General features: G+C 70.8%; 14 protein-coding genes and 7 pseudogenes. 14 read left to right on the forward strand and 7 right to left on the reverse strand.

The window, feature by feature from the left end; genetic code table 11:
* Nucleotides 1–237: 237 nt before the first annotated feature.
* The 3 genes and pseudogenes from ACZ7DE_RS36680 to ACZ7DE_RS36690 all read right to left on the reverse strand — a co-directional run.
* Nucleotides 238–722, reverse strand: a pseudogene (locus ACZ7DE_RS36680) (transposase); the annotation flags it as partial.
* A 58-nt stretch (nucleotides 723–780) separates the two neighbouring features.
* Nucleotides 781–1,209 carry a RacP protein gene (locus ACZ7DE_RS36685; RefSeq protein ID WP_470768728.1) on the reverse strand — a complete coding sequence of 143 codons (429 nt, stop codon included), beginning with the start codon at nucleotides 1,207–1,209 and terminating at the stop codon, nucleotides 781–783.
* A 3-nt stretch (nucleotides 1,210–1,212) separates the two neighbouring features.
* Nucleotides 1,213–1,461, reverse strand: a pseudogene (locus ACZ7DE_RS36690) (DUF6192 family protein); the annotation flags it as partial.
* A 136-nt stretch (nucleotides 1,462–1,597) separates the two neighbouring features.
* Between ACZ7DE_RS36690 and ACZ7DE_RS36695 the strand changes: the two are divergent.
* The 4 genes and pseudogenes from ACZ7DE_RS36695 to ACZ7DE_RS36710 form a co-directional block, all read left to right on the forward strand.
* Complete coding sequence (locus ACZ7DE_RS36695) at nucleotides 1,598–2,503, forward strand: NADP-dependent oxidoreductase (RefSeq protein ID WP_470768729.1); 906 nt, start codon at nucleotides 1,598–1,600, stop codon at nucleotides 2,501–2,503.
* A gap of 82 nt (nucleotides 2,504–2,585) precedes the next feature.
* Nucleotides 2,586–3,647, forward strand: a complete 1,062-nt coding sequence (locus tag ACZ7DE_RS36700; RefSeq protein WP_470768730.1) for an alkene reductase — start codon at nucleotides 2,586–2,588, stop codon at nucleotides 3,645–3,647.
* A gap of 11 nt (nucleotides 3,648–3,658) precedes the next feature.
* Nucleotides 3,659–4,138: a MarR family winged helix-turn-helix transcriptional regulator gene (locus tag ACZ7DE_RS36705; protein ID WP_470768731.1), complete on the forward strand. Its 480-nt coding sequence runs from the start codon at nucleotides 3,659–3,661 to the stop codon at nucleotides 4,136–4,138.
* 85 nt (nucleotides 4,139–4,223) lie between these two features.
* Nucleotides 4,224–5,186: pseudogene (locus tag ACZ7DE_RS36710) on the forward strand (transposase); the annotation flags it as partial.
* Between the two features lie 15 nt (nucleotides 5,187–5,201).
* On the opposite strand, the pseudogene ACZ7DE_RS36715 reads toward ACZ7DE_RS36710, so the two are convergent.
* A pseudogene (locus tag ACZ7DE_RS36715) lies at nucleotides 5,202–5,348 on the reverse strand (NF041680 family putative transposase); the annotation flags it as partial.
* A gap of 259 nt (nucleotides 5,349–5,607) precedes the next feature.
* Here ACZ7DE_RS36715 and ACZ7DE_RS36720 point away from each other — a divergent pair.
* Nucleotides 5,608–5,937, forward strand: coding sequence for a DUF6234 family protein (locus ACZ7DE_RS36720; RefSeq protein ID WP_470768732.1), 330 nt, complete (start codon nucleotides 5,608–5,610; stop codon nucleotides 5,935–5,937).
* A 182-nt stretch (nucleotides 5,938–6,119) separates the two neighbouring features.
* Nucleotides 6,120–6,284, forward strand: a pseudogene (locus ACZ7DE_RS36725) (hypothetical protein); the annotation flags it as partial.
* Between the two features lie 76 nt (nucleotides 6,285–6,360).
* Here ACZ7DE_RS36725 and ACZ7DE_RS36730 read toward each other — a convergent pair.
* From ACZ7DE_RS36730 to ACZ7DE_RS36740, 3 genes are all read right to left on the reverse strand, one after another.
* Nucleotides 6,361–7,248 (reverse strand): SCO6745 family protein, encoded by an 888-nt coding sequence (locus tag ACZ7DE_RS36730; protein WP_470768733.1) that lies wholly within the window; start codon nucleotides 7,246–7,248, stop codon nucleotides 6,361–6,363.
* A 195-nt stretch (nucleotides 7,249–7,443) separates the two neighbouring features.
* Nucleotides 7,444–8,238 carry a maleylpyruvate isomerase family mycothiol-dependent enzyme gene (locus ACZ7DE_RS36735; RefSeq protein ID WP_470768734.1) on the reverse strand — a complete coding sequence of 265 codons (795 nt, stop codon included), beginning with the start codon at nucleotides 8,236–8,238 and terminating at the stop codon, nucleotides 7,444–7,446.
* A gap of 248 nt (nucleotides 8,239–8,486) precedes the next feature.
* Nucleotides 8,487–9,086: a TetR/AcrR family transcriptional regulator gene (locus ACZ7DE_RS36740; protein ID WP_470768735.1), complete on the reverse strand. Its 600-nt coding sequence runs from the start codon at nucleotides 9,084–9,086 to the stop codon at nucleotides 8,487–8,489.
* Between the two features lie 257 nt (nucleotides 9,087–9,343).
* On the opposite strand from ACZ7DE_RS36740, the gene ACZ7DE_RS36745 reads away from it, so the two are divergent.
* From ACZ7DE_RS36745 to ACZ7DE_RS36780, 8 genes and pseudogenes are all read left to right on the forward strand, one after another.
* Nucleotides 9,344–9,922, forward strand: a complete 579-nt coding sequence (locus ACZ7DE_RS36745) for a (2Fe-2S)-binding protein (protein ID WP_470768736.1) — start codon at nucleotides 9,344–9,346, stop codon at nucleotides 9,920–9,922.
* The gene (locus ACZ7DE_RS36750) at nucleotides 9,919–10,911 is read left to right on the forward strand and encodes an FAD binding domain-containing protein (protein WP_470768737.1); all 993 of its coding nucleotides are present in this window, start codon (nucleotides 9,919–9,921) and stop codon (nucleotides 10,909–10,911) included. Before ACZ7DE_RS36745 ends, ACZ7DE_RS36750 begins: the two co-directional genes overlap by 4 nt.
* Nucleotides 10,908–13,034 (forward strand): xanthine dehydrogenase family protein molybdopterin-binding subunit, encoded by a 2,127-nt coding sequence (locus ACZ7DE_RS36755; protein ID WP_470768738.1) that lies wholly within the window; start codon nucleotides 10,908–10,910, stop codon nucleotides 13,032–13,034. Before ACZ7DE_RS36750 ends, ACZ7DE_RS36755 begins: the two co-directional genes overlap by 4 nt.
* On the forward strand, nucleotides 13,027–14,148 hold the full coding sequence (locus ACZ7DE_RS36760; RefSeq protein WP_470768739.1) for an XdhC family protein: 1,122 nt from the start codon (nucleotides 13,027–13,029) through the stop codon (nucleotides 14,146–14,148). The genes ACZ7DE_RS36755 and ACZ7DE_RS36760 overlap by 8 nt, the downstream gene beginning before the upstream one ends.
* Nucleotides 14,149–15,007: 859 nt before the next feature.
* Entirely contained in the window at nucleotides 15,008–16,045 is a 1,038-nt protein-coding gene (locus ACZ7DE_RS36765; RefSeq protein ID WP_470768740.1) for a PP2C family protein-serine/threonine phosphatase, read from the forward strand.
* A gap of 82 nt (nucleotides 16,046–16,127) precedes the next feature.
* Nucleotides 16,128–16,455 (forward strand): annotated as a pseudogene (locus ACZ7DE_RS36770) (transposase); the annotation flags it as partial.
* A gap of 115 nt (nucleotides 16,456–16,570) precedes the next feature.
* Nucleotides 16,571–17,002, forward strand: a pseudogene (locus ACZ7DE_RS36775) (TerB family tellurite resistance protein); the annotation flags it as partial.
* Nucleotides 17,003–17,261: 259 nt separating this feature from the next.
* Nucleotides 17,262–19,382 carry an MMPL family transporter gene (locus ACZ7DE_RS36780; protein ID WP_470768741.1) on the forward strand — a complete coding sequence of 707 codons (2,121 nt, stop codon included), beginning with the start codon at nucleotides 17,262–17,264 and terminating at the stop codon, nucleotides 19,380–19,382.
* The last annotated feature ends 39 nt before the right edge of the window (nucleotides 19,383–19,421 follow it).

Below are 19,421 nucleotides of genomic sequence, written 5' to 3' on the forward strand. Positions count from 1 at the left end.
TGTTCACGGGCAGGTGATCGTCGATGTTCAGTTATCTCCCACGAAGTACGACAGATCAAGGAAGCTGACCTGATAGTTGTGGACGATGCTCCCTTCCGGCGACGACTGAGACAGGCTTCGCCGTGGGAGGGTGAAGGAACGGGCAACGCAGCTGGAGCAGGGTGGCGGCGGTCCGGGCAACAGTCAGTCCTTGTCGTTCTCGCGGGATGTCGGTTGACCCGGCCGGCGGGACTGCCTGCGGGTGATGCGCCTGGCCATGAGCGTGATCGCGGCCCAAGTGATCAGCGACTCCGAGTGCTGGATCAGCCGTTCACAGTCGCGGGCATGGCGGCGGGCGTGCATGATCCAGGCCAGCGAGCGCTCGACCACCCAGCGGCGGGGCAGGATGACGAATCCTGGTGTGTTCGGCGGCCGGCTGGCGGTCTTGAGCGTCAGGTTCAGGTGCTTCTTCGCCCAGGTCACGAGCAGTCCGGCGTAGCCGGAGGCGGCCCAGCACGCCATGGAGCCACAGCAGGCGCGCCGGGGCGGAAATCCGCAGGTAGAGCCCGCCACTTGCATCCTGTGTCGACGACGTAGCGGATCGCGTTGACGATCTCGCGGCGGGGGTGTTTCTCCGGGCGGCCCCCGGTCCGGCTTTCGCAGGACGGCGGCGGCAGCAGCGGTTCGATCAGGGCCCACTCGTCGTCCCAGGTGTCGGAGGGATAGCAGCGGTGCCGTGCCAACGGATCCCCCCTGAAGGACGCTGGCGGGGCCGCCCGCCGTTCCGGGCGACCCCGCCGGTCAGGCGTCGATGTCGGCGGCGATCACGTCGAGCGTGGACTCCACCGAACTGAGCCGGGTGTTCAGGTGTTTGATCCACCGGCCCTTGGGTTGGAGGGCCGTGCGCGGGGCGACGACTCCGGTGATGAACCGGCGGGTCTCGGTGAGCTTCTCCCGGATGATCGCGACCTCGTATGCCTGGAGTTCGGACGGGTCCGAGCAGGTCTTGTAACCGTCCTTCCTGGTCCAGATCAGGGGTGGCCGGCCGCGTTCGGCGATGATGTCCCGCACGCAGGCCAGGCCCGCGCGGGCCTGACTGGGCGACAGCTCACCGGGTCCGACCAGCCGGTTGAAGGCCAGACCGGCCGGCCGTGCCTCGAAGAGTACGAACCGGACGGTGTCGGCGTGTCGCTGGGAGGCAGCCGATCTGCGCTCGGAAGCACGCGGCATCGCCTACTCGCTTCGCAGGAGGCGGGCCAGTTCGTCGTCGACGTCGACCTTCCCGGGGTCGACGGCCGTCTCGATCCAGTCCAGCGTCGCGCGGGGGCGGGCGACGTTCTCGTGGACGATGGTGCGTTCGTCGTCGCCGAGCTGGCGGTCGCGCATGCCAGGGACGACCCCGCCGGCCGCCGCGACGAACGAGTGGCAGGCGGTGACCAGGTCCAGGAACCCCACCGACCGGTCGATGCTGCGGATGGCCGGGGGGTGGTCTCCTCGGAGTCCTCGAGGCGGCTGCCTCCGCCCCCGCGTCCGCGAATACTTGGCTAGCCACACGATTGGTGCTACGTTCATTATGTGGCCAGCCACGCTTTTGGTGGCCGAAGGGAATGGAGTCATCGTGAAAGCAATCGTTTTCGACCAGTTCGGCGGCCCGGACGTGCTGCACGAGGCGGACATCGAGGTGCCGCAGCCCGGCCCCGGTCAAGTCCGGGTCCGCGTGAAGGCCGCCGGGCTGAACGCACTGGACGGCAAGATTCGCGCCGGGATGATGGAGGCCGTCCGCCCGACGACCTTCCCCGCTGTCCCCGGTGGCGAGCTGGCCGGCGTGGTGGACGCCCTGGGCGAGGGCGTGAGCGACGTGCAGGTCGGCGATGAGGTGCTGGGCTGGTCGGACACCGGCTCGTACGCCCAGTACGCGCTCGCCGCCACCGTGGCCCATAAGCCCGCCGGCCTCGACTGGCAGCACGCGGTCGCACTGCCGGTCGCCGGCGAGACGGCCGAGCGGGTCCTGAATCTGCTGGGGGTGGCCGCCGGGGAGACCGTGCTGATGCACGGCGCATCCGGAGCCGTCGGCACCCTGGCAGTCCAGCTCGCCACGGCCCGCGGAGCACGCGTGATTGCCACCGCGGGCTCCTCCAACCAGGACTACCTCACCTCGCTCGGCGCCACCGCGACCGTGTACGGCGACGGTCTGGTCGAGCGGGTGCAGGCGCTGGCCCCTGACGGCGTGGACGCGGTGTTCGATCTGGCCGGGAAGGGAGCCCTGGAGGACTCCATCGCCCTGAGGGGCGGTACCGAGCGCATCGTCACCATCGCCGACTTCGGTGCACGCCAGCTGGGCATCACCTTCTCCGCGGGGTCCCAGGAACGTTCGACCGCCCGCTTGGCCGCCCTGGCCCAGGACGCCGCGGCCGGCAAGCTCGTCACCACCGTCACCGCCTACCCGCTCGACCAGGCGGCCACGGCCCAGCAGGTCAGCGACGCCGGGCACGTGCGGGGCAAGCTCGTCCTGACCGTCGGCTGAGTACGCCCTCCCACCGCCTCGGCACGACCACCCGCTGCCATTTCGGTGACCGGCCGGTCACCGCCCTATCGAAGGACCCCTCATGCTGGATCCCCTGTGGACGCCGACCACTCTTGGCGGCATGTCTCTGCCGCACCGCCTGGTCATGGCCCCCATGACCCGTGACCGCTCCACGCCTGAAGGCGTACCGACCGAGCTGAACGCCGAGTACTACGCCCAGAGGGCCTCGCACGCGCTCGTCATCACCGAGGGAACCCAGCCCTCCCCCGACGGCCAGGGCTACCTCCTGACTCCCGGCATCCACAATGACGAGCAGATCTCCGGGTGGCGCAAGGTCACCGACGCCGTGCACGCGGCCGACGGCCGGATCGTCATCCAGCTGATGCACACCGGACGCATCGCCCACCCCGACAACACCCCCCACGGGCGCCAGCCGGTCGCCCCCTCGGCGATCCGCCCACAGGGCGTGATGTTCACCGCGTCCGGGCCCCAGGAGATGCCGATACCTCGTGCTCTGTCGACGCAGGAGGTCGCGGCGACCGTCGAGGACTTCCGGCGCGCCGCAGCGGCCGCCGTCGCGGCAGGCGCCGACGGCGTGGAGATCCACGGCGCCAACGGCTACCTGGTGCACCAGTTCCTGTCCGACAACACCAATCAGCGCACCGACGGCTACGGCGGCTCGATCGAGGGCCGCATCCGCTTCGCCGTCGAGGTCGCCGCCGCGGTGGCCGAAGAGATCGGCGCCGAGCGCACCGGTATCCGTATCTCCCCCGCGAACACCTACAACGACATCGCCGAATCCGACACCGCCGAGCTGTATCCGGCGCTCCTGGACGCCCTGCGCCCCCTGAACCTGGCCTACCTCCACGTGATGCACACCGGCGACGAGGAGCTGCTGGCCACCCTGCGCGCGCTGTGGCCGACCACGCTGATCCTCAACCGGGGCGGGACCGACCTGCCCGCCCGCGCCCAGGACATCGACCACGGCACGGCCGACCTTGTGTCCGTCGGCGCCCTCGCGCTCGCCAACCCGGACCTGGTCGAGAGGCTCCGCGCCGGCGCGCCGCTGAACACCCCCGACCCGGCGACCTTCTACGGCGGCGGAGCGGCCGGCTACACCGACTACCCCGCCCACACCGGCTGAGGAAGCGAACCATGCCCACCCCCGAACCCCGCATCCCCACGACGGCCGGCGCAGGACCGATGAGCTACGCGATCTTCCAACTCGCCCGCGCCCACCGTGCCTACGCCGCCACCCTGCTGCGCGAGATGGACCTGCATCCCGGACAGGAGCTGCTGCTGATGCACCTTCTTGACCGGGACGGCCAGTCCCAGTCCGAGCTGCTCGAATGCCTCGGCGTGGACCACTCCACCATCTCCAAGGCGCTACGCCGCATGCAGGACGCCGGCCTGGTCATCCGCGAGCCGGCCGCACATGACCGACGCGTCATGGTGGTCCACCTCACCGACAAGGGCCGGGCGATGCGCGAGCCCATCGCAGCCCTGTGGCAGGCCCTGGAGGAGACCACCGCGCGGAATCTGTCGGAGCAGCAGGCGGAGTCCTTCGTCGAGACCGCCTACGCCGTCACCGAGGCGATCAGCAGCCGCGCGCTGCCAAAGGAAGAGTCCGCGTGACTCCCCGGTGTGCACCCCATGCCCGCGCGCCACACCAGACGTGAAGAGGGGCACGCGGACTGGGGTGCACACCGTCCCGCATGCGGACGACGACGTCGCCGAGGTCACCGCCGCCCAGGTCCGCCGAGTGGTCGTCGATCTGATCGAGATGGGCCGCCGCCACGCGGGTGACCGCGACATCCTCATTGTCTTGGACGCCGGCTATGACGCCCCGCGCATGGCCCACCTCCTCGACGGCCTCCCGGTCGAGGTCCTGGGACGGATGCGCTCCGACCGCGTCATGCGACGGCCGACGCCCTCGCTCAAGGAGTACGCCCTGGCCTACCCCCAGGGCGGGCGACCGCCGAGGCACGACAAGGAGTTCCGCTTCGCCAAGCCGGAGACCTGGGGCGACCCGGACGCGGCGACGGTGCAGGTCACTGACCGGTACGGCACCGCCCGCGCAATGGCCTGGGACCGCATCCACCCGAGGCTGACCCCCCGCTCCGCGTGGATCGACCACTCCAGCGAACTCCCCATCACCGAAGGCACGTTGATCCGACTCCAGGTCGACCGCCTGCCCGGCGGCGGAGACCCGCTGCCCCCCTGGCTGTGGTCGTCGGCCAGCGCCCTGACCGGCGAGGACGTCGACAGTCGCTGGCAGGCATTCCTGCGCAGGTTCGACATCGAGCACACCTTCCGGCTGATGAAACAGACCCTCGGTTGGACCCGCCCGAAACTCCGCACCCACGAGGCCTGAGACCGCTGGACGTGGCTGATCATCGCCGCCCACACCCAGCTCCGGCTCACCCGCGAAGCCGCAGCGGACCTCCGCAGCCCCTGGGAGAAGCCGGCCGAGCCCGCACGGCTCACCCCGGCCCGAGTCCGCCGAGGGTTTCGGAACCTCCGCCCGCACCTGCACTGTCCAGCCCGTGCACCGAAGCCCTCAACACCCGGACGAGGAAGGGCACTTGGTTCGAGGAAGCGCCGTCCCACGACCCACTATGACGTCGGAAAAACGACCAGACGCCCCGAGAGCATCATCGAGCGCGACAGCCTCGGAGGTTAGAAGACGCGCTCAGGGCCCACGCCGGTGTTCTGCCGTCAGTGTGAGGTCCACCGGCGTGGTCACCGGCCCGTCCGCACACAACAGTGCATCGGTCAGCTCGGACAACGTGTTCCCGCGCGCGGTCAGGCAGTCGAAGAAGTCTTCCCTGAAGCGTGACGCCATCGCGAACGGCTCCCGGTCGGCATCGTGATGCAGCTTGCAGTTCGAGGGCAGGGAGGCCCGGCGGGGTGCTCAGCTTGGGCCACGACTCGGTCTCGACCTGGTGAACCGTGATGCAGTGCACGGCGTGACGTACGAGGGTGTGACCATGCCCTTCAAGCCGAGTTCGCGTATACCGCGCTTGCCGGGGAACGATTGCCACCCTGTAAAGCCTTCAGACTCACGAGGCGACGGGTTAACGGGTGGCTGCATAAGCCTGATTGTGCTGCTCATCGAAATCCCGGTCGCCTTTCTGCTGGGGCTGACGTCGGTCATCCGTGGATGGGGCCGTGTGGACGAGCAAACCGCGGCACCCCCGATGGACTGGGTTCCGATCCTTTGGCTCGGTGGGTTCACATTGGGCGTGCTCGTGATCGCCGTTACCTTCCTGTACTCGGCACATCCGTTCGCAGGAGCGGTCCAACTGCTCGTGGCAGCCGTTGCACTGTTTTTCACGGTCGCTGCTTGGCACGACCAGTACGAGCGTGCGCACCCACCTCCGCTACCAGCGAGGGCCGGGATGCCGCCTTCGAACCATGTGACCGACCGGTAGGACCCACAACGGCGGACGCTGAAGCACAAAGCCAGGCAGGCGCAGCAACTGGGGCAGCCATGCACACTCAACCCCGCGAAGTGTCGCGGTCAGCCACCGGCGACCATAAAGAGCAAGCTCAGGGGTGCAGCGGGCGGGTCACCGTGACGACCGCCGGCTCAGATTCGTAGTTCACCCGCGGCGAGGCGGTCACGGCCACCGCCGCAACCGGCCCGCCGCGCTGGCCTGACGCCGCGCTCAAGGCGATGGGCGACCACACCGCCCGGTTCCAGGTGGACCATGTCCACGCAGAACGCCACTGGCGAGCCCTCGAAGATGCTCAGGGTTGCCTCGGATCGCCTCTGTGAACCCGACCCCGTGCATGTGAACGAAGCCATGGAGATGGACCACCATCGAGCATTCCCGGCCTCGGCCCCCTCTCTGTCATGCGTCCTCTTCGCTGAGGCGGCCGACTGCCCACGGCAGGAGCTCTTCGGCCACCGCAAGACTGAACGGCCGTACCAGCGATCGAAGTTCAGCACAGGCGGTAGGACCGAGGGTGATGTAAGGGAGGGCGGCCAGTGTGTCGGTGGTGTGCTCGATCTCCGCCCTGCGCCGCGTACCGTCCTCGGTCAGGGCCAGGTGCGGTCCGTCCTCGAGCCATCCACGCTCACGCAGGTCCTGCACGGCCTGCTCCCATTCCTCCGGCGTCCATCCCCGCGAGCTGCGCAGCACCTCTGCGTCGACGTCGCCTGCGGCGGCGTGCGTGACGAGAGCTTCGATCCCGCTCAGTCCGGCGGTCAGCAGTGCCCCCACGTGACCGTCGCCACGGAACTCCCTGAGGAGAGTCTGCGCGTGCCAGAGCACGAGGTGGGGCGCGCTGGGCCACGGCAGTGCGGCGTGCGCGGCGAAAAGGGGCCGCCCCTGGGGCTGACTTACAGTCACTTTCGCCGCATTACGGGCCAGTTCCGCGGCGCGGGCCATCGCCGGTGAGGAGATCTCCGCGCCCAGGACGCGGCGGAGGGTGGCATCGATCCCTGTGAGCCGGGCAGCGGTGAACCGCTGTGGCGTAGCGACCTCCCACGCCGCGGGAACGGCCCGGCGCACCAGTTGGGGATTGAAGTTGTAGAACGTGGCGATGATCAGATCCGCCGGGGCGGCGCCGAGCGCGGCAGAGCGGGACGCGAAGTACCCCGTCCTGGCGTCCACGCCCAACTCGCCGTACTGGCTTGCGGCTTCGGGCGAGAAGTAGACGGCCCCGTGGTAAGGCTCGAGAGTTCTCCAGGTCTTGCGCGCGAGGGCGAGGCTGTCGCGTTCCGTGTTCTGCGTCATGAGCGGCTCTCCGTCCTGTGGCGGATGAAACGTGGGTGTTCATCGAGCACATGACGGCGCATGGGACACCGTCAGCCATACCGCCTGGTCGGTACGCTACCGGAGAGCAGCTCCGTCGACTACTGCCCTGCAACCAGTTCTCCGTGCGCCGGAGATCTCCCTCAAGCAGCCGGCTGATCACGACGTCGCCCAGAGCTAGAACGCGGAGTTGGCGAACCAGTGCGTCAGCAAGTCCTTCTCTCCGTCGAGGGTGAAGACCGCCGCATCGTGGCGCAGCCGGCCGTAGACGAGCAGCAGCAGATCGTCCGCCCGCCCATGAACGGTCGCGTCGGCGGTTTCGGCGGCATCGGGGTTCGCGTCGAGCCCGAAGCCGTCGGGCCGCAGGCGGACAAGCCAGTTTCCCTCACCGTCGGTCGCGTGGAAGCGGATGGTCACGTCGGGACCGCGCAGCTTGGCGACGTCGGGCGCGAAGGAGGTGGCGAAGGGCAGATTGACGAGGAACTCGTCGATCCCGTCGACCGCCAGCGGGCGGTCGATGCTGGGGTGGCGCCCCAGGGCCAGGTCGGAGTCGACGCGATGCATCAGGGTCTCGAAGAGCATCCGGCGTGCCCAGAAGCGGGCGTGCTGATCGACGCCCCATGCCCACATGGGCAGGTCCGGGTCGGTGGCCGCGAAGGCCTGGGCGGCCACATTCGCACTGTCGGTCAGCCAGTCGGCGTACTCCTCCTGCCGCTCCGGGAGCCGCAGGTCCACCTCCCGCTTGCGCGGGGGCTCCTGGATGCGCGCGTGCAGAAGACTCGAGAACCAACGCTGGACACTGCCGGTGTGCTTGACCAGGTCGGCCAGTGTCCAGCCGGGGCAGCTCGGCACGGGGGTCGTCAGGTCGGCATCCTTGAGCGCTGCGACGAGTCGGCCGGTCTCCACCGCGATTGCGGCGCGGTGGTCGACTGGAGTGGGTCCGTATGCGGGGCGTACCAACGAGTTCATCATGCGAGCCCTTCTCTGGGTGACGGTATCTGGTGACGGCGGGTCGGTCGCCGCCAGGCGAGTGAGCCTGTTGCGCTGCAGGCGTTCGGCGGCGCGGGAATCTGGCTGTCCCTGACCTCACGGCCCCCCGATGGGCGAGGGCGAGGCGCAGATGCCGATCCCGATGCCGCCTCGAGTCGGGTGTGGGCGAAAGCGGCGACGATAGGGGAACGCTGTTGGGCACGGGCCGGGGGCACGAGCCGGGCAGTGGGTCAGGTCGACGCTGCCGGGCCACCCGCTCCGGGCGCCCCGGTGCGCAGCCCGTCCATGAGGAGGTCGAAGAGGCGGGCGGCACGCGGGCGCCAGTCCTCCGTGGGCGCCATCTGCCACAGGCCTCCCATGGCGAGGATCAGATCGTCGGACGTCATGCCCGGCCGGATGGTGCCCGCCGCTTCGTTGGCGCGCAGCAGGAGCTCGGCCGCGTCGGTGACGGGGGTGTGCGCGGGCTTCGCGGGGCTGCCCGGCGCGCTGGTGGCGAGGCGGATCGCGTCGGCGAGACCGGCCTTGGTCATGGCGAACTCGGCCAGCCGGTCCATCCAGGCGCGCAGGGCCCGGTCGGGCGGCAGTTGTTCGAGCAACTGGGCCGCGCTGGCAGCGACCTGGCTCATCTCGTGGCGGTAGATCTCCAGGACGAGGGCCTCCCGGTTGGGGAAGTTGCGGTAGAAGGTGCCCTGCCCGACGCCCGCCTTCCTCGCGATCGCGCTGAGCGGTGCGTCAGGGCACAGGGTCAGTTCGACCAGGGCGACCTCGAGGATGCGCTCACGGTTGCGTTGTGCGTCCGAGCGCAGGGGCGCGTCCTTGTTGTGCTGCACTCGACTCTCCTCGGGGTGCGCGGGAACCCCACCCTTGCTAAGTGGACAACTGTCCGTTACGTTTGCCGGTAGCGGACGATTGTCCGGTTGGGTTCACCATAGCCCGGCCGGACCGCGCAGGAGTGCGCGGGCGTGCGCGTTCACCGTCAACGCCGTCCCACGCCCCCGTTCCGCCCCTCCACGACCGACGCACCCCGGCGGTCGCCAGGCACCGGCGACCGCCGCCCAGGTTTCCAGGAAGCGCGAAAGAAGCTCTCATGGCCTTACCGACGTCCAGCGTCATCACCTTGAACATCAACGGCGAGCGGCACACGCTGCCCGTCGACCACCGCACCACCCTGCTCGACGCACTGCGCGAACGGCTCGACCTCACCGGCACCAAGAAGGGCTGCGACCAGGGACAGTGCGGTGCCTGCACCGTTCTGGTCGACGGCCGCAGAACCCTGGCCTGTCTCCAGCTCGCCGTCGCGGCCGAAGAACGCGAGATCACCACCATCGAGGGCGTGGCGGACGGCGACCGCCTGCACCCCGTGCAGCAGGCGTTCCTCGACCTCGACGGCTACCAGTGCGGCTACTGCACACCGGGACAGATCTGTTCGGCGATCGGCGTGCTCGCGGAGCACGCCGCCGGCTGGCCGAGCGCCGCCACCGCCGACGTCCGGCCCACGGCCGGACCACCTCCCCTGACCGCGCAGGAGATCCGTGAGCGCATGAGCGGCAACCTGTGCCGTTGCGCCGCCTACACCTCGATCGTCGAGGCCGTCACCAGGGCCGCCGAAGCCGCGCCCCCGTCGCGCCCGGGCGTCGGACCGGAGCCGAAGGAGACTGCGGCATGAAGGAGTTCGGCTACCGGAAGGCCCCCGACGTCGCGGGCGCCGTCGCACTGCTCGACGCCGACCCCGAGGCGCGCTACCTCGCCGGCGGCACCAATCTGGTCGACCTGATGAAGACCGGCGTCGAACGCCCCGGACACCTCGTCGACGTGCGCGCTCTGGCGCTGGACCGCGTGGAGGCGACCGAGGACGGCGGCATACGGATCGGCGCCACCGTCACCAACAGCGACCTCGCGGCCCACCCCCTGGTCCGCACCCGCTACCCTGCTCTCGCCCAGGCGGTGCTCGCCGGCGCCTCGGGCCAGCTGCGCAACATGGCCACCGTCGGCGGCAATCTGCTCCAGCGCACCCGCTGCGCCTACTTCGCCGACGCCACCGGCCCCTGCAACAAGCGCGAGCCCGGCAGCGGCTGTCCTGCCATCAGAGGCGAGAACCGCAACCACGCCGTCCTCGGCGCCTCCGCCCACTGCGTGGCCGTGCACCCCTCCGACATGGCCGTCGCGTTGGCGGCCCTCGACGGCGTGGTGCACTACGAGACCGCCCAGGGGCCGGGCGAACTGCCCCTCGGCTGGTTCTACCTCCCGGTCTCCGACACCCCGCACCGGGAGACGGCCCTGCCGGCGGGCGCGCTGATCACCGCAGTCACCCTGCCGCCCGCTCCGGTCGCCGCCAACTCCCGCTACCGCAAGGTACGTGAGCGCGCCTCCTACGCGTTCGCCGTCGGCTCGGTCGCCGCCGCACTGCACGTCCGCGACGGCGTCGTGCACGACGTGCGCCTGGCGTTCGGCGCGGTGGCCTCCCGTCCCTGGCGGGCTCGCGCAGCCGAGCGCACCCTCCTCGGGGCGCGCGCCGTCGCGGAGTCGTTCGCAGCCGCGGCGGACGCCGAACTGGCCGCTGCCCGGCCCCTGTCGCACAACGGATTCAAGGTGACCCTGATGCGCAACCTGACCGTGGCAGTCCTGAGCGAACTCGCCGAGGAGGCCGCCCGATGACGGTGACGGAGGCGCCGCTCGCCGCTGTCCGCGCCGTCGGCACCGGTCATGTCCGCCTGGAGGGGCGGGACAAGGTCACCGGCGCGGCCCGGTACGCGGGCGAGGTCCCCTTCGCCGGGCTCGCCCACGGCTGGCTGGTGCTGTCCACCGTGGCGCGCGGCCGGATCCGCGACATCGAGGCGGACGCCGTCCTCGCGATGCCGGGCGTCCTGACCGTCGTGGACCACCGCAACGCCACTCCCCTGAAGACCGACTACATCGGGCTGCTGGGCACGGTCCCGGACCCGACGTGCGCGGTCTTCCAGAGCGACCGGGTGCCCCACCTGGGTTGGCCGGTGGCGCTGGTGGTCGCCGAGACGTCCGAACAGGCCCGTGAGGCGGCCGAGTTGCTGGTCGTCCACTACGAACAGGTTCCGCACGACATCGGGTTCACCGGCGACCACCCCGACGCCCACCCGTCCGACGGCCACATGCCCGCCGTGACGGACAAGGGCGACCTGGACGCCGAACTCGCCGCCTCCGCCGTCGTCGTGGAGGCCACGTACACCACTCCGGAAGAGCACCATCACCCCATGGAGCCCCATGCGGCCACCGCCCGCTGGGAGGCCGACCGGCTCGAGGTGGTCGACTCCAACCAGGGTGCCACCTGGGTCGTCGGAGAACTCGCGAACCTCTTCTCCCTCGATCCCGCGTCGGTGCGTGTGCGTTCGGAGCACGTCGGCGGCGGCTTCGGCAGCAAGGGCGTGCGCGCCCACCAAGTGGCCGCGGTGATGGCGTCCAGGATGACCGGACGCCCGGTGCGCGTCACCCTGACCCGCCGACAGATGTTCACGCTCGCCGGACACCGCAGCCCCACGATCCAGCGGGTCAGGCTCGGGGCGGACGCCGACGGACGGCTGCGCGCCCTGGACCACCGCTCGCTCAGCCGCACCTCCACCGTGTACGAGTTCGTCGAACCGAGCGCCGGCGTGGCCCGGGTGATGTACGACGCCGACGCGCACCGCACGGAGAACCAGGTCGTACCGCTCGACGTCCCGAGCCCCACCTGGATGCGTGCCCCGGGCGAGGCGCCGGGCTCCTTCGCGCTGGAGGCCGCGCTCGACGAACTCGCCCACGCGTGCGGCGTCGACCCGATCGAACTCCGCCTGCGCAACGAACCGGACCGTGGCCCGGTCTCCGGCCTCCCCTTCGCCGGCCGCAACCTGCGCGCCTGCTTCGAGGAAGGCGCTCGCCGCTTCGGCTGGCAACGGCGCGACCCACGGCCCGGGGTCCGGCGCGAGGGGCGCTGGCTGCTGGGCACCGGCACCGCGGCGGCCTCCTTCGGCGCAGGCGCCGCCCCCTCCACGGCCTCGATCACCGCCGAGGCGGACGGCCGCTTCACCGTGCGGATCGCGGCGGCGGACATCGGCACCGGCGCGCGGACCGCCCTCGCGCTGGTCGCCGCCGACGCCCTGGACGTGCCACCGCAACGCGTCCGCGTGCTCCTCGGCGACAGCGCGTTCGGGCCCGCGATGATCGCGGGCGGTTCCATGGGCACCCGGTCGTGGTCCTGGGCCGTCATGGCCGCTGCGGCCGAACTGCGCGACCGGCTCGTGCCGGGCGCGCCGATCCCGGCCGAGGGCGTCACCGTGCGCTCCGACACCACCGAGGCGATCGCCTCACTCGCTCAGAAGGAACGGCACTCCTTCGGCGCGCAGTTCGCCGAGGTCGCCGTGGACACCGCCACCGGCGAAGTGCGGGTGCGGCGCATGCTCGGCGTGTTCGCTGCGGGACGCATCGTCAATCCCCTCACGGCACGGGGCCAGTTCACCGGCGGCATGATCTGGGGCATCTCCATGGCGCTGCACGAGGAGGCCGCGCGCGACGCCGCCTCCGGCGGACCGGTCGGAGCGGATCTCGCGGGCTACCACGTCGCGACCCACGCCGACGTCCCGCGCGTGGAGGCGCACTGGGTGGCGGACGACGACCCCGACGACCCGGTGGGCATCAAGGGCATCGGCGAGATCGGCATCGTCGGCGCGGCCGCCGCCGTCGCCAACGCCGTGTGGCACGCCACCGGCGTACGCCACCGCAGCCTGCCCATCCGCCCCGACCGGGTCCTGACGGGCGGCCGGGATGCTTGACCTCGCACCGCAGCTGGGCGACTGGCTGGCCGAGGGCCGCACCGCCGCCGTCGCGACCGTCGTGTCCGTCGACGGCAGCGCGCCGCGCGGTCCGGGCGCCGCCCTGGCCGTCGACGGACGGGGAACCGTCGTCGGGTCGGTGTCGGGCGGCTGCGTAGAGGCTTCGGTCTACGACCTGTGCACGCAGGCGCTGGAGAGCGGCGACAGCGTCCTCGAACGCTTCGGCTACAGCGATGAGGACGCCTTCGCGGTGGGACTCACGTGCGGCGGCGTCCTCGACGTCCTGGTCACCCCCGTCACGGCGGACGGCCCGGTCGCCGCGCTGCTGCGTTCCGCCCTCGACAGTGCCGCACGAGGCGAGCCCGTGGCGCTCGTCAGGGTCGTCCGCGGTCCCTCCGTGCTGCTCGGCGCCGCGCTGCTCGTGCACGCCGACGGCTCCCGGGAGGGCGCACTCGGCGGGCACGAGGACCTCGACGGCGCCGCCACGGCGCAGGCCCTGGCCGCGCTCGACACCGGCCGCACCGGCACGGTCGAGCTGTCGCAGGACGGATCGCACTGCCCCGGCGGACTCACCCTGCTCGTCGAGCCGAGCGTGCCACCGCCCCGGATGATCGTCTTCGGGGCCGTCGACTTCGCGGCGGCACTCGTGCGGGCCGGAAAGTTCCTCGGCTATCACGTGACCGTGTGCGACGCCCGGCCCGTCTTCACCACCACGGAGCGATTCCCCGAGGCCGACGAGGTCGTCGTGGACTGGCCGCACCGCTATCTGCGGGGCACCAGGACGGACGGACGCACCGTGGTGTGCGTCCTCACCCACGACGCCAAGTTCGACGTCCCGCTGCTGGAGGTCGCGCTGAGGCTGCCGGTGTCGTTCGTCGGCGCCATGGGCTCCCGTCGCACCCACGCCGACCGGCACCGGCGACTGCGCGACATCGGCCTGCAGGAGGACGAGCTCGCGCGGCTGAGGTCGCCGATCGGCCTGGACCTCGGAGGGCGCACCCCGGAGGAGACCGCCTTGTCGATCACGGCGGAGATCGTCGCCGCCCGCCGGGGCGGGACGGGACTGCCGCTCACCGGTTCCGACAGGCCGATCCATCACCGCCGGTCCGCCTGATCCCGGACGGCCCGGCCCGTGCAGCCCCCGACGGAGTGCCCGTCGGGCAGCGGCGGTGCTGGGCCGGGACAGTGCGTCCGCCTCCCGCGTCGAAGGAGCCAGAGCACGGCTGAAGCGCTTGGCGGAACGAGGCCGGCTGGTGGAGAAGAGGCCGGGCAGATGCACGCTGCCCGCATCAGCGCGGAACCCTCGCGCCGGGCGGCCAGGCGGCGGCTCATGAGGATGGTCGTCGACCACAGAGTGACGGCTTCGCTGGTGTCGGTGCGCCGCTCGTAGTCCCGGACCAGGCGCCGGCTGCGCAGGCACCAGGCGAAAGATCGGACAGAGGCGAGAAAGGTACTGTCGGATGGCCGACTCGCCAGGGTCCGTGGGATCCGAGGCGGCCCGTTCGCCTTCCCGGCGGCGGCGCCGAATTCCATCGATACCGCGACGCGTTCAGTCCCGAGCCCCTTCGAGCGCCGCCTCCGCGAGAGCCTGGCGCACGGCCGCGGCAACCACGTTCGCGCGAAGGATCAGCCCCTCCCCTCCTGCCCAGAGTCGGGCCTCTCCCTCAGGCCGCCCCGCGGCCACGGTGCCGCGCCCCGTCCGGGGCGGTGCTTCGCGGCCATGGGGCGTGGTGCGGCGATGCGCCCACTGGCGGCCGTGGCTGTCCTCGCACTCCATCGCCGCGAGAACCCGGGGCTCGACAGGAGCCGTCGGCGGCGCGGCCGGGCCGGGCCGGCGAACCGTGATCCTGAGTGGCAGACTCGCTCCTCACCGGTTTTATCCGGATAAGATCTGGAATGTGATCACGTCACTACGGCTCTGGCACCGCCACCGTCCCCACGGCGGTCAAGGCCGAGCCGTACTTCTGTCACCGGTGCTCGTCACCGTCGTCATCGCCTCCCTGGCCGCCGCCACCCCCCGAGAGATCGCCTTCAGCCGTCTCCTGCCCGCCGCACCCGCCCTCGCAGCCGCGCTGTGGCCCGTGCTGCCGACGATTCTGCTGGGGGTCTTCTGCTTCGCGGTCATGATCGGCATCAGCTTCATGTACTCGGATCTGGGAACCCCGTACACGGCAGCCGCAATCGCCGCGGTCACGCTCGCGGCCGCGTATGCGAGCCATCTGCGGCTCCAGCGCGAGGAGACGCTCTTCCAGGTCCGGCTCGTCGCCGACGCAGCCCAACAGGTGCTGATGCGTCCGCTGCCGCACCGTATCCAGGACGTCGAGATCGAGTCGCTTTACCAGGCGGCCCAAGAGCAAGCACGCATCGGAGGGGATTTCTACGAGGCGGCCGACACCCGGTACGGGGTGCGCCTGCTCATCGGCGACGTACGCGGCAAGGGCCTGTCGGCAGTGGGGGCGGCCGCGGCAGTGACCAACTGTTTTCGGGAGAACGCCTACGACCAGCCCGACCTGACGGGCCTGATCCATCGTCTGCAGATCACCATGACCCGCTACAGCGCCGCGATCCCGGCCGAAGATCAGCCTGAGCACTTCGCCACCGCTGTGATCGCCGAGATCCCCTACGGCAGCGGGCACATCAAGGTCCTCAACTGCGGGCACCCGCCGCCGGTGCTTGTGCAGAGTGGCCGAGTCCGCGTTCTTGAGCCCACCCGGCCTTCCACTCCCCTCAATCTCGCGGCGCTCCTCGGAGACCACTACCACGTGGACACCGTGACCTTCGCCCCGGGCGACCACATGTTGCTCTACACCGACGGTGTGACAGAGACCCGTGACCGAGGCGGTACGTTCTTCCCGCTGCCCGACTGGATGCGCGGTCACCGCGAGACGCCGCCCCGTGAACTGCTGGACCAGCTGCACAAGGATCTGCTCCGCTACGGGGAAAGCGTCGACGACGACATCGCCGCCCTCGCCGTGCGCTGCCGGCACACCTCGGCAGCGGAGCACTCCTGAGGCCGTGCATCGAAAGTGGATCTTGAGCTGTGAATGATCACAGTTCATGGGGCGGGGAGATCTCACGGATGAGCAGTAGGCGGTGTTGGAGCCGTTGTCGCCGACGGGGGCGAAGGCGGGCGGCCGCTCGTCTGGTCGCGGCGGCTGCTGATCGACGGCATCCGGTTCCGGGTCCGGACCGGTGTGCCGTGGCGGGACGTACCCGTCGAGTACGGTCCGTGGGGCCGGATCTACGACCTGTTCCGCCGATGGCAGCGGGACGGCACCTGGCAGCGGATCCTTACCCGGCTCCAGTCCCTGGCCGACGCGAAGGGTTTGATCACGGGGATCTGAGCGTCGACTCAACCGTGTGCCGCGCCCATCAGCATGCGGCCGGGGCTCGCAAGCAGGGTGGCCTGCCGCCTCCAGGTCCTCCGGCTCCTCGGACGCGGGCCAGGTCGGCCCGTGCGAGTTGGCGATACCGATATCGGTGACTCCGGCCGCGCGCAGGGCTCGTACGGCCAGGCCGTGGACCAACAGCGCGCGGACGCCCTCGATCACCCCGCCACGACCCGCTTCTCGGCGATGCTCCGGGACGCCGTCCACACCGTCGCCCTCGCCGTCCTGGCGGCCGGCGGCACCTGCGCCCGTACGTCCCTGGAGACCGCCGCGAGCGCCGTCCGCTCGGCCGGGTTCGACGGACTGCACCGAGGAGCATCTGGAGGCCCTCGTCGAGGCGCTCGCGGCCGACACCGGCCGGATCTTCGGCGAACCCTGCGGGCGCCCGGGCTGGCGATGGAGCTCCACCTGGCCCCCGCCGGCCGGGAGGCCATCCTCCTCCAGGGCGCCCGTATCTCTCTCGCCGACGGGCCGTACACGCCTGCCGCACGGGAGACCCTCGCTACGGTGGGCGCTGCGCTGACGATCTGTGCGGATGATGTGACGCGATTGCTCACGGCGGCGCGGACGCCGTCGTGAGCCCCGGGTGGGCCCGGGCCCCTCGCGCCCTCCCGGCGGGGGATTGATTTCTGCTGCGGGTCGGTGAGGGCTGGTCGCGCGGTTCCCCGCGCCCCTTCCGGGGCGGCGCGCCGTCCGCCGACTACTCCCCAGGGAGTAATCCGCACCCGCCGTCGCCCCCGGCAGTACGCGTCACCTCGCCCTCCCGCCCGACGAAAGCCGTGGTTCTCACCGGAAGTCTGGGGACCGAAGCAGACGTCACCCGGAGGGAGATCGGTCAATGAGGGCCGCAGAGACAACCACGACGAGGACGGGACGCAGGCGAGCCGTTCCATGGGCGGTGCTCGGGCTGTGGATTGCCGTGATCGCGCTCGTCGGGCCGTTCGCGGCGAAGCTCGCCGACGTGCAGCACGACAAGGTCACCGACTACCTGCCGGCGAGCGCGGACTCGACGCAAGCGGCGAAGATCGAGGACAAGTTGCCCGGGGGCGAGACCACCGAGATGGTGCTCGTCTACCACCGGGACGGCGGGCTCAGCGCCGCCGACCGGAAGACCGCGGCCGGGCAGGTCGCGGAGATCACGCGGCAGCACGAGCTGATCGGCGGTGCACCCAAGGGGATTCCGTCCAAGGACGGCACGACCCTGATGTACCCGGTCGCCAGCAATGAGCCCGGGGCGAACGAGGAGCAGCGGGACAAGCTCGTCAACGACGTCCGCGAAGTCGCCCAGGGCGAAGGCGGGTTGAGCGTCGACGTGGGCGGCACCGGCGCGCTGGCCACCGACTCCGGCGCGGTCTACGACTCGCTCGGCGGACCGCTGCTCTACACCACCGTCGCCGTCGTCGCCGTACTGCTGATCCTGATCTACCGCAGCCCCGTGCTGTGGCTCGTGCCCCTCGTCGTCGCCGGGATCGCCGACTACATGTCCATGGGTGTCGCCTACGGCCTCAACCAGGCCTTCGGCACGACCGTCTCGGGGCAGAGTTCGGGTGTGATGACGATCCTCGTGTTCGGGGCGGGCACGGACTACGCGCTGCTGCTCGTCTCGCGCTACCGGGAGGAGCTGCGGCGCTTCGAGCGACCGTACGAGGCCATGGTCGCCGCCCTGCGCGGCTGCGGGCCCGCCGTGCTCGCCTCCTCAGGCACCGTCGCCGCCGGACTGCTGTGCCTGCTCGCCGCCGACCTCAACAGCAGCCGGGGCATGGGCCCGCTCGGCACCGTCGGTGTGCTGTGCGCGCTGATCGCGATGATGACCCTGCTCCCCGCCATCCTCGTAGTGGTCGGACGGCGTGTGTTCTGGCCGCTCGTGCCCGTCTTCGGGAGCACGCCCAAGCAGCGGCGGAGCCTGTTCTCGGCGATGGGCAGCTCTGCCGGACGCAGGCCGCTGACCGTACTCGCGAGCGGTGCCGTACTGCTCGGCGCCCTCGCCCTGGGCTCGCTCAACCTGCCGGGACCGCTCAAGCAGGAGGACTCCTTCGTCAACAAGCCGGAGGCCGTCGTCGCGATGGAGACCCTTGCCAAGTCCTATCCCGGGCAGGGCAGCCAGCCCATCGACGTGATCACCCCGCAGGGGCGCGCCGACGAGACCCTCGCGACCGTCCGTGGCACACCGGGCGTCGGCAGCGCGGAGAAGGGGCGTACGGGAGACGGCTGGACCGAGATCTCCGTCTTCGCGAAGAGCGCACCCCAGTCGGCGGGGGAGACCGCCACCATCAAGTCCCTGCGGGCCGAACTGAAGGGCTCCTACGTCGGCGGGGACAGCGCCCAGCAGATCGACCTGGAGGTCACCAACGCCCGGGACACGAAGATCGTTGTACCGCTCGTCCTCGTCTCCGTGATGCTCATCCTGATCGGGCTGCTGCGGAGTCTGGTCGCACCGCTGCTCCTGGTGGTCGCGGTCGTCGCGGTGTGGGGCGCCTCCCTCGGGATCGGCGGACTGGTCTTCGAACCGCTCCTCGGCCTCAAGGGCACCGATCCGGGGCTCGGACTGCTGTCCTTCGTGTTCCTGGTCGCCCTCGGCGTCGATTACGGCATCTTCCTCATGCATCGGATGAGGGAGGAGTCCCTGGCGGGAGCAGAACCGACCGCGGCGGCACTCACCGCGCTGCGCACCACCGGCGGCGTCATCGCCTCCGCCGGACTGGTCCTCGCCGCGACCTTCGCCGTGCTGACGAACATGGGCCTGGTGCAGCTGGTCCAGCTCGGCTTCGTGATCGCCGTCGGCGTCCTGCTCGACACCTTCCTCGTACGGACGTACCTGGTGACCAGCGCCAGCGTCGCCCTGCGCCGGAAGGTGTGGTGGCCGGGCGTGCTCTCACGGGAGCCCGACCCGGCCGAACGGACCGGACCGGCCGGACCGACCGAGCCGCCGCAGCAGGCGGAAACCGTCGGCGCACCCTGAGCACGCTGATCGAACGCCTCGATCGAGCACTCTGATCGA

It is taken from the genome of Streptomyces sp. NPDC037083 (genome assembly GCF_055606485.1).

Bases quoted from the DNA above. Each gene is read 5' to 3' on its own strand.
- ACZ7DE_RS36685 (WP_470768728.1), bottom strand. From the start codon at position 1,209: ATGCCGCGTGCTTCCGAGCGCAGATCGGCTGCCTCCCAGCGACACGCC.
- ACZ7DE_RS36735 (WP_470768734.1), bottom strand. From the start codon at position 8,238: ATGATGAACTCGTTGGTACGCCCCGCATACGGACCCACTCCAGTCGAC.
- ACZ7DE_RS36705 (WP_470768731.1), top strand. From the start codon at position 3,659: ATGCCCACCCCCGAACCCCGCATCCCCACGACGGCCGGCGCAGGACCG.
- ACZ7DE_RS36700 (WP_470768730.1), top strand. From the start codon at position 2,586: ATGCTGGATCCCCTGTGGACGCCGACCACTCTTGGCGGCATGTCTCTG.
- ACZ7DE_RS36730 (WP_470768733.1), bottom strand. From the start codon at position 7,248: ATGACGCAGAACACGGAACGCGACAGCCTCGCCCTCGCGCGCAAGACC.
- ACZ7DE_RS36780 (WP_470768741.1), top strand. From the start codon at position 17,262: ATGAGGGCCGCAGAGACAACCACGACGAGGACGGGACGCAGGCGAGCC.
- ACZ7DE_RS36745 (WP_470768736.1), top strand. From the start codon at position 9,344: ATGGCCTTACCGACGTCCAGCGTCATCACCTTGAACATCAACGGCGAG.
- ACZ7DE_RS36760 (WP_470768739.1), top strand. From the start codon at position 13,027: ATGCTTGACCTCGCACCGCAGCTGGGCGACTGGCTGGCCGAGGGCCGC.
- ACZ7DE_RS36755 (WP_470768738.1), top strand. From the start codon at position 10,908: ATGACGGTGACGGAGGCGCCGCTCGCCGCTGTCCGCGCCGTCGGCACC.
- ACZ7DE_RS36750 (WP_470768737.1), top strand. From the start codon at position 9,919: ATGAAGGAGTTCGGCTACCGGAAGGCCCCCGACGTCGCGGGCGCCGTC.